2 protein-coding genes (1 of these 2 only partly in view) are annotated in these 15941 nt (G+C 63.5%); both read left to right on the forward strand.

All coding sequences use genetic code 11. From position 1 onward, the window contains the following. The gene (locus PMI37_RS07790; protein WP_008079656.1) at positions 1-13011 is read left to right on the forward strand and encodes a non-ribosomal peptide synthetase; all 13011 of its coding nucleotides are present in this window, start codon (positions 1-3) and stop codon (positions 13009-13011) included. Continuing rightward, positions 13008-15941: the start of a non-ribosomal peptide synthase/polyketide synthase gene (locus tag PMI37_RS07795; protein ID WP_008079657.1), read on the forward strand. It continues 14910 nt past the right edge of the window; 2934 of the gene's 17844 nt are visible here — the first part of the coding sequence; its start codon is at positions 13008-13010; its stop codon lies off the right edge, out of view. The genes PMI37_RS07790 and PMI37_RS07795 overlap by 4 nt, the downstream gene beginning before the upstream one ends.

The raw sequence follows: 15941 nt of genomic DNA on the forward strand, positions 1-15941 counted from the left end.
ATGCATTTCAGCGAACTGATGGCTGTTATTTCCACCCATGCGATCCGCCTTCAACAGGAAGATGAAGACCTGGTCATTCTGGGCAGCGACGACGCGCTGGATGACGCGTTGTGGGACAGCCTCGCGGCGCACAAGGCGCAATTGCTGGAACTGGTCGCCGAACACGGCGGTGACTGGCTGAGCCCGGCCTTTCGCATTACCCCGGACATGCTGCCACTGGTGAACCTGGCGCAGGATGCCCTCGACCGCATCGTCGCCACAGTGCCGGGTGGTGCGGCCAACGTGCAGGACATTTATCCGCTGTCCGCGTTGCAGGAGGGCATGCTTTATCACCATCTCTCGGCGGTTGCCGGCGATCCCTACATCTCTCAGGCGCGCTTCGTGTTCGACAGTCAGCAACGGCTGAACGCCTTCGCCGACGCGCTGCGCTGGGTGGTCAAGCGTCACGATATTCTGCGCACCTCGTTTGTCTGGGAATACCTCGACGAAGCGGTGCAAGTGGTCTGGCGCGAGGCGCCGCTGGTGTGTCAGGCAATCAGCGTCGACGGCGACCGCGATGTGCTCACGCAGTTGCTGGAGCGTCACGACCCGCAGCATTTCCGCCTCGACATGCAGCAAGCACCGCTGCTGCGCATGGTCTACGCACAGGATCCCGCTCAGGGCCGCGTAGTTGCGTTGTTGCTGTTTCATCACATGATCATGGATCACGTGGCGCTGGATGTGCTGCGCCGGGAAATCCAGGCATTTCTGCTCGGGCAAACCACGCAAGTGCCTGCGGCCGTGCCGTACCGTGATCACCTGGCGATGGCGCGCAGTGCCGGCAATCAGCAGGCGCAAGAGGCGTTTTTCCGCGAGATGCTCGCCGACATCGACGAGCCGACGCTGCCGTGTGGTTTGCAGGATGTGCAGGGTGACGGCCACGCCATCGAGGAAGCCGCGTTGCTGCTCGACAGTCGCTTGAGCCGGCGGTTGCGCGAGCAGGCGCGGCAGCTCGGCGTGAGTGTCGCGAGTCTGACGCATCTGGCCCTGGCCCGCGTGCTCGGGCAATTGTCCGGGCGCACGGCGGTGGTGTTCGGCACCGTGCTGCTGGGGCGCATGGACGCGGGCGAGGGCGGCGAGCAGGCGTTGGGCATGTTCATCAACACCTTGCCGCTGCGCGTTGATGTCGGCGAGCAAAGCGTGCGCGCGGGGGTCTTGGCGACCCATCGACGCCTGACAGCGTTGCTGGCGCATGAGCAGGCCTCGCTGGCCCTGGCCCAACGCTGCAGCGCCGTCGCGGTACCGACGCCATTGTTCAGCGCGATCCTCAACTACCGGCACAGCAGCGTCGAAGAAGTCGCTGACGTGGTCGATATCGCCCCCGGTGTGCAGGTGCTCGGCGCCCGCGAGCGCACCAACTATCCGCTGACGATCAATATCGATGACCTTGGCGAAGACTTGCGCATCACCGCGCTGGCGGATGAGGCACTGGGTGCCGAGCGCATGGTCGCCTACCTGAACACGGCGCTGGAAAGTCTGACGGCGGCCCTGCAATCCAGCGCCGATGTGGCACTGCAAGCGCTGAACATCCTCCCTGCCAGCGAACGCGAACAACTGCTGCGCGGCATCAATTCGCCGGTGACGCAGTTCCCCGAAAAGCCGCTGATCCACCAGCAATTCGAAGCCCACGCGCAGGCCCGACCTGACGCCACAGCGCTGATTTTCGACGGGCAGACGCTCAACTACGGCGAACTCAACCGCCGCGCCAATCAGGTCGCCCACCATTTGCTGGCGCTGAACATTCGTCCTGACGACCGCGTGGCCATCTGCGTCGAACGCGGCCCGCAAATGATCATCGGCCTGCTCGGAGTACTCAAGGCCGGCGCTGGTTATGTGCCGATCGACCCGGCCTATCCACTGGAGCGTATTCATTTCACCTTGCAGGACAGCGCTCCGGCAGCAGTGCTCCTGCAAGCCGCGACGCGCGAGTGCGTCGCCGATCTCGACGTGCCGCAGATCGACCTCGACAGCGGCCAGCTCAAGGCCGAACTCGACAGCAATCCGCAGATCCCCGAACTGACCCCGGCGCATCTGGCTTACGTGATCTACACCTCGGGCTCCACCGGTTTGCCCAAAGGTGTGATGGTCGAGCACCGTAACGTGGCGCGGCTGTTTTCTGCCACCCATGACTGGTTTCAGTTCAATCAACAGGACACCTGGGCGCTGTTCCATTCCTTCGCCTTCGACTTTTCTGTGTGGGAAATCTGGGGCGCATTAGCTTTCGGCGGGCAATTGCTGCTGGTCCCGCAAGCTGTCAGCCGTTCGCCGGACGACTGCTATGCATTGCTCTGCCAAACCGGCGTGACCGTGCTCAACCAGACGCCGAGCGCGTTCCGCCAGTTGATCGCCGCGCAGGGCCGCAGTCAGCTTCAACACTCGTTGCGGGAAGTGATTTTCGGCGGCGAAGCGCTGGAGCCGGGCTTGCTCAAGCCTTGGTATGCGCGGGTCGGCAATGCCGGAACGCGGCTGGTGAACATGTACGGCATCACCGAAACCACGGTGCACGTGACCTATCGGCCGTTGCAAGCCGCCGACGCGCAGTTGCTCGGCGTCAGCCCGATTGGTGTGCGCATTCCCGACCTGCAACTGTATGTTCTCGATGCGCGGCGCGAACCGGTGCCGGTCGGCGTGATTGGCGAGTTGTACGTCGGCGGGGCCGGCGTGGCGCGCGGTTATCTGAATCGCGAAGCGCTGACCGCCGAGCGTTTTATCAATGATCCGTTCAGCGAAAACGGCCAGGCGCGTTTGTATAAAACCGGCGACCTGGCGCGCTGGGCCGCCGACGGCAGCCTCGAATACCTGGGGCGCAACGACGATCAGGTGAAAATTCGCGGTTTCCGCATTGAACTGGGCGAAATCGAAGCGCGCCTGTCTGCCTGCGCAGGCGTGCGCGAAGCCGTGGTGATTGCCCGTGAGGACAGCCCCGGCGATCAGCGACTGGTCGCTTATTGGCTGGCCGACGCAGGTGCGGCGCCGGATGTCGTGCAATTGCGCGATCAACTGCTGGTGTCGCTGGCTGAGTACATGGTGCCAAGCGCCTTCGTGCGTCTGGACGCTTTGCCGCTGACCGCCAACGGCAAGCTCGACCGCAAAGCCCTGCCGCAACCGGACAGCGATGACTTCGTCCGTCGTGGTTTCGAAGCGCCGGTTGGCGCCGTGGAAAACCTGATCGCCGGGCTCTGGCAGACGTTGCTCGGTGTCGAGGAGGTCGGCCGCCATGACAACTTCTTCGAACTCGGTGGTCATTCATTGCTGGCCGTGAAGCTGATCGAGCGTATGCGCCAGCAGGATTTGCATTGTGACGTGCGCGTACTGTTTGGTCAGCCAAGCGTGGCGGCGCTGGCGGCGACCTTGAGCAGCGAACGTGCCATCGTTGTCCCGGACAACCTGATCGAACCGGGTTGCACGCGCATTACCCCGGCCATGTTGCCGCTGGCCCATCTCGACCAGGTCGCGATCGACCGCGTGGTTGCCAGCGTGCCGGGCGGTGTCGCCAATGTGCAGGACATCTATGCTCTGGCGCCGTTGCAGGCGGGGATTCTTTATCACCATCTGGCGACCAGCGCCGGTGATCCGTACGTGCTGCAGGCGCAATTTGCCTTCGACGGTCTGGCCCAGATCAAAACCTTCGTTCGCGCCTTGAACTGCGTGATCAAACGCCATGACATTTTGCGCACTGGCATCTTCTGGGAGGGTCTTGAAGAGGCCGTGCAAGTGGTCTGCCGTGAGGCGCCACTGGCGCTGGAACGCGTCGACGCCGATGAACTCGACGGCGATGTGCTGGAGCAGATGCAGGCGCGTTTCGATCCACGGCACTATCGGCTGGACCTCAATCGCGCGCCGCTGATGCGTTTCGCTTACACCGAAGATCAGCCGCAAAAACGCTGGATCGGCATGCTTCTGCTGCACCACATCGTCCTCGATCATACGGCCTTGGAAGTACTGATCGCGGAAATGAACGACGTCATGCTCGGCCGCAGCAGCGACTTGCCGCCGCCGGTGCAATACCGCCAGTTTGTCGCGCAGGCGCGGCTCGGCGCCGATGATCAGGCGCATGAGACGTTCTTCCGCGAAATGCTTGCCGACATTGACGAGCCGACCGTGGCGTTCGGATTGCAGGATGTACACGGCGATGGCAGCGACATCCTCGACAGCCAATCAGACCTCGATGCCGGCCTCGGCCAACGTCTGCGCGAGCAGGCGCGGCGATTGGGGATCAGCGTGGCCAGCCTGGTGCATCAAGCCTGGGCTCAGGTGTTGGCGCAGGTGTCTGGCCAGCAAGACGTGGTGTTCGGCACCGTATTACTGGGGCGCATGCAGGGCGGAGAGGGCGCTGATCGGGCGCTGGGTATGTTCATCAATACCTTGCCGTTGCGCGTGAGCGTCGGTGCGGATGCGGTAGAAAGCGCCGTGCGTGCGACGCATGCACGCCTGGCGCAGTTGCTCGGCCATGAGCAGGCATCGTTGGCGCTGGCCCAGCGTTGCAGCGGTATCGGCGGTGCGCAGACGCTGTTCAGCACCTTGCTCAACTACCGCCACAGTGCGCCGGAATCGGCCGCGGTAACGTGGCAAGGCGTGCAGATTCTCAGCTCGCGCGAGCGCAGCAATTATCCGCTGGTGGTCAGTGTCGACGACCTCGGCGAGGGTTTCCGTTTGAGCGTGCAAGCGGTGCCGCAGGTGGACGGGGCGCGGGTCTGCGATTACTTGCAAACCGCGTTGCACAGTCTGGTCACGGCACTTGAGTACACGCCGACGGCGCCGTTGCAGCAACTGACGATCGTGTCGCCAAGCGAACGGCAACGGGTGCTGGTCGGCTTCAACATCAGCGGTCGTGAATACCCGCCCGCACAAACAGTGCCGCGTCTCTTCGAGGCGCAAGTCCTGGCGCAACCCGAGGCGCTGGCGGTGCTGCAGGGCGGGCAACAGCTCAGCTACCGCGAACTGAATCAGCGCGCCAATCGCCTCGCCCATCACCTGATCGGCCTCGGCGTGCAGCTCGATGACCGTGTTGCGCTGTGCCTGCGTCGCGGCCCGGACATGCTCGTTGCGCTGCTGGCGATTCTCAAGGCCGGCGCCGGTTATGTGCCGATTGACCCCGATTACCCGGCTGAACGCATCGCCTACCTGTTGCAGGACAGCGACCCGATTGCGGTGCTGGCGCAGGCCTCGACGCGCGACCTGCTCGGCGCCGTCCCGGTGATTGATCTGCACGCCAGCGACTGGCGCCACCTGCCTGACGAAAATCCGCAACAGCCGGGGCTGACCCCGGCGAATCTGGCCTACGTGATCTACACCTCGGGTTCTACCGGGCAACCGAAAGGCGTGATGGTCGAGCACCGTACCCTGGAAAACCTCGTGCACTGGCACGCCGCAGCCTTCGACCTGTATGCCGGCAGCCACACTGCCAGCGTCGCCGGTTGCGGCTTCGATGCCATGGCGTGGGAGGTCTGGCCGGCGCTGTGCGTCGGCGCGACGGTGCATCTGCCGCCGGCGTCGATCGGCAACGAACACCTCGATGAATTGCTCGAATGGTGGCGCGCGCAGCCGTTGCAAGTGAGCTTTCTGCCGACCCCGGTGGCCGAATACGCGTTCAGTCGCGGGCTGGGTCATCCGACCCTGCGCACGCTACTGATCGGTGGCGACAAGTTGCGCCAGTTTCCGCGTGATCAGACCTTCGATGTAATCAACAACTACGGCCCGACCGAAGCCACGGTGGTCGCGACTTCCGGGCGCATCGAGCCCGGGCGGGTTCTGCACATTGGCCGGCCGATTGCCAATGCCAAAGTCTATTTGCTGGACCGTCAGCAACAGCCCGTGCCAACCGGTGTGCAGGGCGAGTTGTATGTCGGTGGCGCCGGGGTAGCGCGCGGCTATCTTAATCGTCCGGAACTGACCGCTGCGCAGTTCCTCGACGATCCGTTCAGCGACGAACCGCACGCGCGGATGTACCGCACTGGCGACCTCGCGCGCTGGCTGGACGATGGCAACATCGAATACCTGGGACGCAACGACGATCAGGTGAAACTGCGCGGTGTACGGATTGAACTGGGTGAAATCGAGGCGGTGCTGAGTGCCCACGATGCGGTTCGCGAGTGCGTGGTGCTGGTGCGCGACGGGCGATTGCTCGCCTGGTTCACTGAAATCGAGTCGGTCGAGATCAGCGCCTTGCACCAGCATCTGCAAGCGCGACTGCCTGACACTTTAGTGCCAGCGGCTTACGTGCGCCTGGACAGCCTGCCGCTGACCGCCCACGGCAAACTCGACCGCAAGGCCTTGCCCGAGCCGGATCAGGACGCGTGGCTCAGCCGTGAATATGCAGCGCCGCAAGGCCCGGTCGAAGTGGCACTCGCGCAGATCTGGGCCGACGTACTGAACATCGAGCAGATCGGCCGCCACGACAATTTCTTCGAACTGGGCGGCCATTCGCTGTTGGCGGTTAGCCTGATCGAGCGCATGCGTCAGGCCGGTTTGAGCGCCGATGTGCGCGTGCTGTTCAATCAGCCGAACCTGGCTGCGCTGGCACGGGCCTTGGGCAGTGGACGGGAAATCGAGGTGCCGGCCAATCTGATTCCGGCCGCTTGCACCCGCATCACGCCCGACATGCTCACCCTGACCACGCTGGATCAGGCCAGCATCGAGCGCATCGTCGCGACGGTGCCCGGCGGCGCTGCCAATGTGCAGGACATCTATCCGCTGGCTCCCTTGCAGGAGGGCATTCTTTATCACCACCTGAGCGCCGAGCAGGGCGATCCGTACCTGCTGCAATCGCGTCTGGCCTTTGACAGCGTCCAACGTTTGCAGACCTTCGCCGAACACTTGCAGCAGGTCATCGTCCGCCACGACATTCTGCGCACCAGCGTGGTCTGGGAAGGCTTGCCCAACCCGCAGCAAGTGGTCTGGCGCGAGGCCTGGATGGTTGTGCAGCAGGTGTCGCTGGATGTTCGGGATGGCGACATTCTTGAACAGTTGCACGCACGTTTCGACGCGCGGCATTACCGCCTCGATCTGACGCTGGCGCCGCTGATCCGCATGGTCTACGCCGAAGATCCGTTGCAACAGCGAGTCGTCGCCATTGTGCTGTTCCATCACTCGATTCTCGACCACACCGCGATGGAGGTGATTGGCCGGGAAATGCACGCGTTGATGTTCGATCAACTCGACACGCTGACGCCGCCGATGCCTTACCGCAACTACGTGGCGCAGGCACGCCTTGGCGCCGATGAGCAGGAGCACGAAGCATTCTTCCGCGAGATGCTCGGCGATATCGATGAGCCGACCTTGCCCTTCGGTCTGCAGGATGTTCAGGGCGACGGGCGCGGCATCGAAGAAGCGCTGCAGCCGGTGGATGCCGCGCTCAATCTGCGTCTGCGGGAACAGGCCAGGCAATTGGGCGTCAGCCCGGCGAGCCTGATGCACATGGCCTGGGCGCAGGTGCTGGGCGTGGTCTGCGGGCGCCGCGACGTGGTCTTCGGCACTGTGTTGATGGGGCGGATGCAGGGCGGCGAGGGCGCCGACCGCACGCTCGGGGTATTCATCAACACCTTGCCGCTGCGCGTCGATCTCGCTGAAGGCGTGCGCGCCGGGGTGAAAACCACCCATGCACGGCTGACGGCGCTGCTCGGTCATGAACACGCTTCGTTGGCGCTGGCCCAGCGTTGCTCGGCCATGGTCGGCTCCGCGCCGTTGTTCAGCGCCTTGCTCAACTACCGGCACAGCGCCGCCGCACAACAGCCGCGTGATGACCAAGGTATCTGGCAAGGCGTGCGCATGCTCGGTGGCGAGGAGCGCAGTAATTATCCGCTGACCCTGTCGGTCGATGATCTGGGCGAAGCCTTTGCCCTCAATGTGCTCGCGGTCGCAGAGATCGGCGCGCAACGGATCTGCAGTTACATGCACACCGCGCTCGAGCATCTGGTGACGGCACTGGAAGAGGCGCAGCAACGTCCACTCAACCGTTTGCCGGTGCTTTCGGTGGAGGAATACGAGCACTTGCTGCTTGGCTTCAACCAGCACTCCGCGGCCTATCCGCGTGGCGCGACGATTCACCGTTTGATCGAGGTTCAGGCCGAGCAGCAGCCGGATGCACTGGCAGTGGTTCAGGGCGGTCAGCAACTGACCTACGCTGAGCTCAATCAGCGCGCCAATCGCCTGGCCCATCACTTGCTCGGCCTCGGCGTGCAGCCCGATGACCGCATCGCCGTGTGCCTGCGCCGCAGCCCGGACATGCTCGTCGCGTTGCTGGCGATCCTCAAGGCCGGCGCCGGTTATGTGCCGGTCGATCCGGCGTACCCGGCGGAACGCATCGCCTATCTGTTGCAGGACAGCGCGCCGATGGCGGTGCTGTCGCAGGCGTCGACGGCTGATTTGCTCGGCGCAGTGCCGCTGATTGATCTGGACAATCCCACTTGGCAGCACTTGTCCGAGAGCAATCCGCAACTGCCGACGCTGACCCCGGCGCACCTTGCCTACGTGATCTACACCTCCGGCTCCACCGGCCAGCCGAAGGGCGTGATGGTCGAACACGCGACGCTGGAAAACCTCGTGCACTGGCACTGCGAGGCCTTCGACCTGCGCGCCGGCAGCCACACGTCGAGCGTCGCCGGCTTCGGTTTCGATGCCATGGCGTGGGAGGTCTGGCCGGCGCTGTGTGTCGGCGCGACCCTGCACTTGCCGCCGCAAACGGTGAGCAACGAGCACCTCGACGAGTTGCTGCAATGGTGGCGTACGCAGCCGTTGCAGGTGAGTTTCCTGCCGACGCCGGTTGCCGAGTTTGCGTTCAGTCGCGAGCTCGGCCACCCGACCTTGCGCACGCTGTTGATCGGTGGCGACAAGCTGCGGCAGTTCCCGCGTGAACAGACCTTCGCGGTGATCAATAACTATGGCCCGACCGAAGCCACGGTGGTCGCTACCTCCGGCGCTATCGAGGCCGGGCAAGTGCTGCACATCGGTCGGCCGATCGCCAACGCGAAAATTTATCTGCTCGACGATCAGCAGCGCCCGGTACCGGTTGGCGTTGCGGGCGAGTTGTATGTCGGCGGTGCCGGTGTGGCGCGCGGTTATCTGCATCGTCCCGAGCTGACTGCCGAGCGCTTCCTCGACGACCCGTTCAGCGACGAACCGCAGGCGCGCATGTACCGCACTGGTGACCTTGCACGCTGGCTCGCGGATGGCAGCGTCGAATACCTGGGGCGCAACGATGATCAGGTCAAACTGCGCGGCGTGCGCATCGAACTGGGAGAAATCGAAGCGGCGTTGAGCGCTCATGAAGCCGTGCAGGATTGCGTGGTGCTGGTGCGCGACGGCCAGTTGCTGGCGTGGTTTACCGAACGCCTGAGCATCGACATCGAGGATCTGCGCAATCATCTGCAAGCGCAGTTGCCGCAAGCGCTGATGCCTGCCGCTTACGTGCGCCTCCAAGCACTGCCGCTGACTGCCAACGGCAAACTCGACCGCAAGGCATTGCCGCAGCCAGATCAAACGGCGTGGTTGAGCCGCGAATATGCCGCGCCGCAAGGTTCGGTAGAAATCGCGCTGGCGCAGATCTGGGCGGACGTGCTCAAGGTCGAGCAGGTCGGTCGTCACGACAACTTCTTTGAACTGGGCGGGCATTCCTTGCTGGCGGTGACGCTGATCGAGCGCATGCGTCAGGTCGATCTGAGCACCGACGTGCGTGTGCTGTTCAGCCAGCCGACGTTGGCTGCGCTGGCTGCGGCGGTGGGCAGCGGTCGCGAAGTCAGCGTGCCGGACAATCTGATTCCGGCCGATTGCACACACATCACTGCGGACATGCTGCCGCTGGTGCAACTGGATCAGGCAAGCATCGAGCGCATTGTCGCCACGGTGCCGGGTGGTGCGGCCAATGTGCAGGATATTTATCCGCTGGCGCCGTTGCAGGAAGGGATTCTGTATCACCACCTCAGCGCCGCGCAGGGTGATCCGTATCTGCTGCAATCATGTCTGGCCTTCGACAGCCTTGAGCGTTTTCAAGCGTTCGCGGCAGCACTGCGTCAGGTCATGACGCGCCACGACATCCTGCGTACGTCGATTGTCTGGCAAGGGCTCGCGGCGCCTGTGCAAGTGGTCTGGCGGCGTGCCGAGCTGCCGGTACAAGCCGTGGCACTGGCGCCCGCGCAGGGTGAAGCCATCGATCAGTTGCGTGCGCGCTTCGATGCGCGCCACTGGCGTCTGCAGCTTGATCAGGCACCGCTGCTGCGTCTGGTGTATGCCCTCGATCCGGACAATCAGCGCGTGGTTGCCATGCTGTTGTTCCATCACATCGCCATGGACCACACCGCGCTGGCGGTGGTCAGCGAAGAAATGCAGGCGATTTTGCGCGGCGATGAGCGATTGCCGGCGCCCGCAGTGCCATACCGCAATTATGTCGCGCAGACCCGTCTTGGTGTCAGTGAACAAGAGCACGAAGTGTTCTTCCGCGAGATGCTCGGCGACATCGACGAACCGACGCTGCCGTTCGGTTTGCAGGACGTGCACGGCGACGGCAATGACATCGAGGAAGTCTGCCAGCCGCTGCCTGCTGTGCTGGCGCAGCGTTTGCGCAGTCAGGCGCGGTTGCTTGGCGTCAGTGTCGCCAGCCTGTTCCATCTCGCCTGGGCGCGGGTGCTGGCGGCAACGTCCGCTCAGGAGCGCGTGGTCTTCGGCACGGTGTTGCTCGGCCGCATGCAGGGTGGGGCGGGCGCGGATCGTGGGCTGGGCATGTTCATCAACACCTTGCCATTGCGCGTGGATGTTGACGAAAGCAACGTGCGCGCCGGGGTCAAGGCGACCCATGCGCGGCTCAGTGCGCTGTTGGCCCACGAACATGCCTCGCTGGCGTTGGCCCAGCGTTGCAGCGCTGTCGCGGCGCCGTCGCCGCTGTTCAGCGCGATGCTCAATTACCGCCATAGCGACAGCGAAGCTCAGCAAAATACCCAGCGTGAAGCCTGGCAGGGCATCGAATCCCTCGCCGGCGAGGAACGCACCAATTACCCGTTGACCCTCAACGTCGATGATCTGGGCAGCGGCTTCCAACTGACCGTGATGACCCCGTCGCGCATCGGTGCGGCACGTATTGGCCAGTACATGGAGAACGCGCTGTTCGCGCTGGTTGAAGCGTTGCAGCAGACTCCGCAGCAACCGTTGAATCGCCTGACGGTGTTGGCGGACGAGGAGCGGCAGGCGATGCTGTTCGGCCGCAACGACACCGCCGTCGATTACGACTTGCAGCAGACGCTGCACGGCTTGTTCGAAGCGCAGGTGCGGCGCACGCCACAGGCTGTGGCCGTCGTCGCCGACGATCAGACATTGAGCTACGCGCAGTTGAACGAGCGCGCCAACCGCTTGGCCCGGCACTTGATCAGCCTCGGCGTACAAGTGGATTCACGGGTGGCGATCTGCGTCGAACGCAGCCTGGAAATGGTTGTTGGCTTGCTGGCGATCAACAAGGCCGGTGCCGGTTATGTGCCGCTGGATCCGGCCTATCCGCCGGAGCGCCTCGCCTACATGCTCGAAGACAGCGCGCCAGCCGTGGTGCTGGTACACGCGGCGACCCGCGAGTTGCTGGGGGATATCAAGGCGGTCGATCTTGACCAGAACACCTGGCAATCCCTGTCCGCCGACAATCCGCAAATCCCGGCGCTGACCCCACAACACACTGCCTACGTGATCTACACCTCCGGCTCCACAGGTCAACCGAAAGGCGTGGTCAATGAGCATGCCGGTGTGGTCAACCGCTTGTTGTGGATGCAGGACGCTTATCGTCTGACGGCTGCCGATTCGGTGTTGCAGAAAACTCCGTTCAGCTTCGACGTATCGGTGTGGGAGTTCTTCTGGCCGTTGATGACCGGCGCGCGACTGGTCATGGCGCGGCCCGACGGGCACAAGGATCCGCAATATCTGAGCGAAGTGATCGAACGTGAAAACATCACCACGCTGCACTTTGTGCCGTCGATGCTCGACGTGTTCCTCGCCAACAGCGACACCGCGCGCTGCGACGGCGTGCGTCGGGTGATGTGCAGCGGTGAAGCGTTGCCGGGCAGTCTGGTAAGACGTTTCAAACTCCAGTTAACGGGCAGCAAGTTGCATAACCTCTACGGCCCGACTGAAGCCGCCGTCGATGTCACCGCGTGGAACTGCGCCGGGCCTATCGAGCAGACCCCGGACAATACGCCGATCGGCAAACCGATCGCCAACACCCGCCTGTACATCCTCGATGCGCAACAGCAACTGGTGCCGCAAGGCGTGATCGGCGAGCTGTACATCGCTGGCGTGCAGGTGGCGCGCGGTTATCTGAACCGGCCTGAGTTGAGTGCCGAACGTTTCCTCGATGATCCTTTCCATCCGAACGGGCGGATGTATCGCACCGGCGACGTCGCGCGATATCGGCCTGACGGCAATATCGAATACCTGGGCCGTAACGATGATCAGGTGAAGATTCGCGGTCTGCGCATTGAACTGGGCGAAATTCAGGCACGTCTTGCCCAGATCGAAGGTGTGCAGGAAGCCGTGGTGGTCGCCCGAGAAGACATGCCAGGCGATAAACGTCTGGTTGCCTATTACACCGGTGAACGCCTGGAAATCGACGTGCTGCGCAGTCGTTTGCTTGAGCACTTGCCGGACTACATGGTGCCTGCCGTGTTCGTGCATCTCGACGCTTTGCCGCTCAGCCCCAATGGCAAGCTCGACCGCAAGGCGCTGCCGGCGCCGGACCGGCAAGCGCTGAAAACCCGCGAATACGAAGCCCCGGTCGGCGACGTCGAAATCACCCTTGCACGGCTCTGGGCCGAACTGCTCAACGTCGAGCGGGTAGGGCGCCACGATCACTTTTTTGAGCTGGGCGGTCACTCGCTGCTGGCGGTCAGTCTGATCGGCCGGTTGCGTCAGGAAGGCATGGAAGCCGATGTCAGGGCGTTGTTTGAACAACCGACCCTGGCCGGCTACGCCGCAATTACCGAAAGAATGGAGATCGTCCTGTGAATGTGCTCGAACTGTTGGCAACCCTGAAGGCAAAAGACATTCAGTTGGCGGTGACCGATGAGCAATTGCGCGTCAATGGCAACAAACAGGCGTTGAGCGATCCGGCGCTGCTGGCCGCGCTGCGTGAGCACAAACCGGCGTTGATCGAGCTGATCAAGGCCGGCCAATATTCAGCCACCCGCGTTGGCCAGATCGAGGTGCCGGCCAATGGCATTCTTCCCGGCACTACGCACATCACCCCAGCGATGGTGACCCTGGCTGAAGTCGATCAGCCAACCCTCGACCGCTTGATTGCCGAGGTACCGGGCGGCGCCGCCAACGTGCAGGACATCTATCCCCTGGCGCCGTTGCAGGAAGGCATTCTCTATCACCACGCCAGCAATGAGCAGGGCGATCCGTACGTCATGCAATCGTACTTCGCGTTCAGCAGCCGTGAGCGATTGCAGGATTTTGCCCAGGCGTTGCAAAAGGTCATCGATCGCCACGACATCCTGCGCACGGCGGTGCATTGGGAGGGGCTGGACGTGCCGCTGCAAGTGGTCTGGCGCCAGGCGCAGCTGCCGATGGAAGAAGTCGCGGTGCACGCCAGCGAAAGCGCTGTGCTGCTGCAATTGCACGAGCGCTTCGATGCGCGGCATTTCCGTCTCGACGTCAAGTACGCACCGATGATGCGTCTGGCCTACGCGTGGGATGAGGACGGCCAGCGTGTGGTCGCGACGTTGTTGTTCCATCACATGGCGCTGGACCACTCGGCGCTCGACGTGGTGCGTCACGAACTGCTCGCCTGCCTCACCGGCCGGGATGAATTGCTCGGACGCCCGGTGCCGTTTCGCAATTACGTCGCGCAAGCGCGGCTGGGCATCAGCGAAGCTGAGCACGAGGCGTTTTTCCGCGAGATGCTCGCTGACATTGCCGAGCCGACGCTGCCGTACGGTTTGCAGGATGTGCAGGGTGACGGCCTCGGAATCGCCGAGCTGAGCCTGCCGATCAACCCGCTGCTCGGCCAGCGTCTGCGCGCGCAGGCGCGGCAGCTCGGTGTGAGCGCGGCGAGCCTGTTTCATCTGGGCTGGGCGCAGGTATTGGCCACGCTCACCGGCAAGCAAAACGTGGTGTTCGGTACGGTGCTGATGGGACGCATGCAGGGCGCCGAAGCCACCGAACGGGCGCTGGGGATCTTCATCAACACCTTGCCGCTGCGGGTCGATGTCGATGCGCAAGGCGTGCGAGCGGCGGTGGAGGCGACCCACAAACGCCTGACCACGCTGATGCGCCACGAACACGCGCCGCTGGCACTGGCCCAGCGTTGCAGCGGCGTGGTCGCGCCGACGCCGTTGTTCAGTGCCTTGCTCAATTACCGTCACAGCCACACGGCGGCGACGGCCAGTGCTGAAACTCTCGCCGCGTGGCAAGGCATCAGCACCCTCAGTTCCGAAGAACGCACCAACTATCCGCTGACCCTGAGCATCGATGATTTCGGCGACGCGTTCAGCCTGACATTGCTGGCCACCACCGAGGTCGACCCCCAGCGCATCTGCGATTACCTGCACTGCGCCCTGGAAAGTCTGGTGTTGGCACTGGAGCAGGCGCCCGATACTGCGATCAACCAATTGCCGATTCTCCCCGCAGCAGAGCGCGAGCAGGTGCTGTTGGCGTTCAATGCTAACCACGCCGATTACCCGGCAACGCTGACCATCGCTCAACGTTTCGAAGCGCAAGTGGCGCAGCGGCCAGAAGCTGTGGCAGCACAGTTTTTAGCTGAGCAATTGAGCTATGCCGAGCTCAACCGGCAGGCCAACGCCTTGGCCCATCACCTGATTGCACTGGGGGTGAAGCCCGACGATCGCGTCGCCATCGTCGCCCGCCGAGGCCTCGATACGTTGGTCGGGCTGGTGGCGATACTCAAGGCGGGCGCCGGTTATGTGCCGGTCGACCCGGCGCACCCGGCCGAGCGTCTGCATTACTTGCTCAGCGACAGCGCGCCCGTTGCCGTGCTCACCCAGAACGCTCTGCGCGAGCGTTTGCCGGCGCTGGAAGTGCCAGTGATCGATCTAGACCCGCTGACCTGGCCGCTCAGCGAAACCTCTGATCCGCACGTGCCGGGCCTGACCACTGCGAATCTGGCCTACGTGATCTACACCTCCGGTTCCACCGGCCTGCCCAAAGGCGTGATGGTCGAACACCGCACCTTGTCGAATCTGGTCGATTGGCATTGCAGCGCGTTTGATCTGTGCGCTGGTCGCCACACTTCAAGCCTTGCCGGCTTCGGTTTCGACGCCATGGCCTGGGAAGTCTGGCCGGCGATGTGCGCCGGCGCGACCCTGCACTTGGCACCGACTCACGAAGGCAGCGAGGACATCGATGCGCTGCTCGATTGGTGGCGCGCACAGCCACTGGATGTGAGCTTTCTGCCGACGCCGGTGGCCGAATACGCCTTCAGCCAAAACCTCGAACACCCGACGCTGCGTACGCTGCTGATCGGTGGCGACCGCTTGCGCCAGTTCAGCCGCAATCAGCAATTTGATGTGATCAACAACTACGGCCCGACCGAAGCCACCGTGGTCGCGACCTCTGGTCGAATCGAGGCGGGCGACGCCTTGCACATCGGCAAACCGGTGGCCAATGCCACGGTGTACCTGCTCGATGAACAGCAGCGTCCGGTGCCGATTGGCGTCATGGGCGAGTTGTACGTTGGCGGCGCCGGGGTTGCGCGCGGCTATTTGAACCGCGCCGAGCTGAGCGCCGAGCGCTTCCTGCATGACCCGTTCAGCCCCTCGCCGAATGCGCGTATGTACCGTACCGGCGACCTCGCACGCTGGCGCGCCGACGGCACGCTCGAGTACCTGGGACGTAACGACGATCAGGTGAAAATCCGTGGCGTGCGCATCGAACTCGGCGAAATCGAAACCCGCCTCAATCAATTGCCCGGCATT

The organism is Pseudomonas sp. GM80, assembly GCF_000282515.1.
Lineage (GTDB): Bacteria > Pseudomonadota > Gammaproteobacteria > Pseudomonadales > Pseudomonadaceae > Aquipseudomonas.

What these genes read in the sequence shown, in the direction of transcription:
- PMI37_RS07790 (WP_008079656.1), top strand. Translation starts at nt 1, where the DNA reads ATGCATTTCAGCGAACTGATGGCTGTTATTTCCACCCATGCGATCCGC.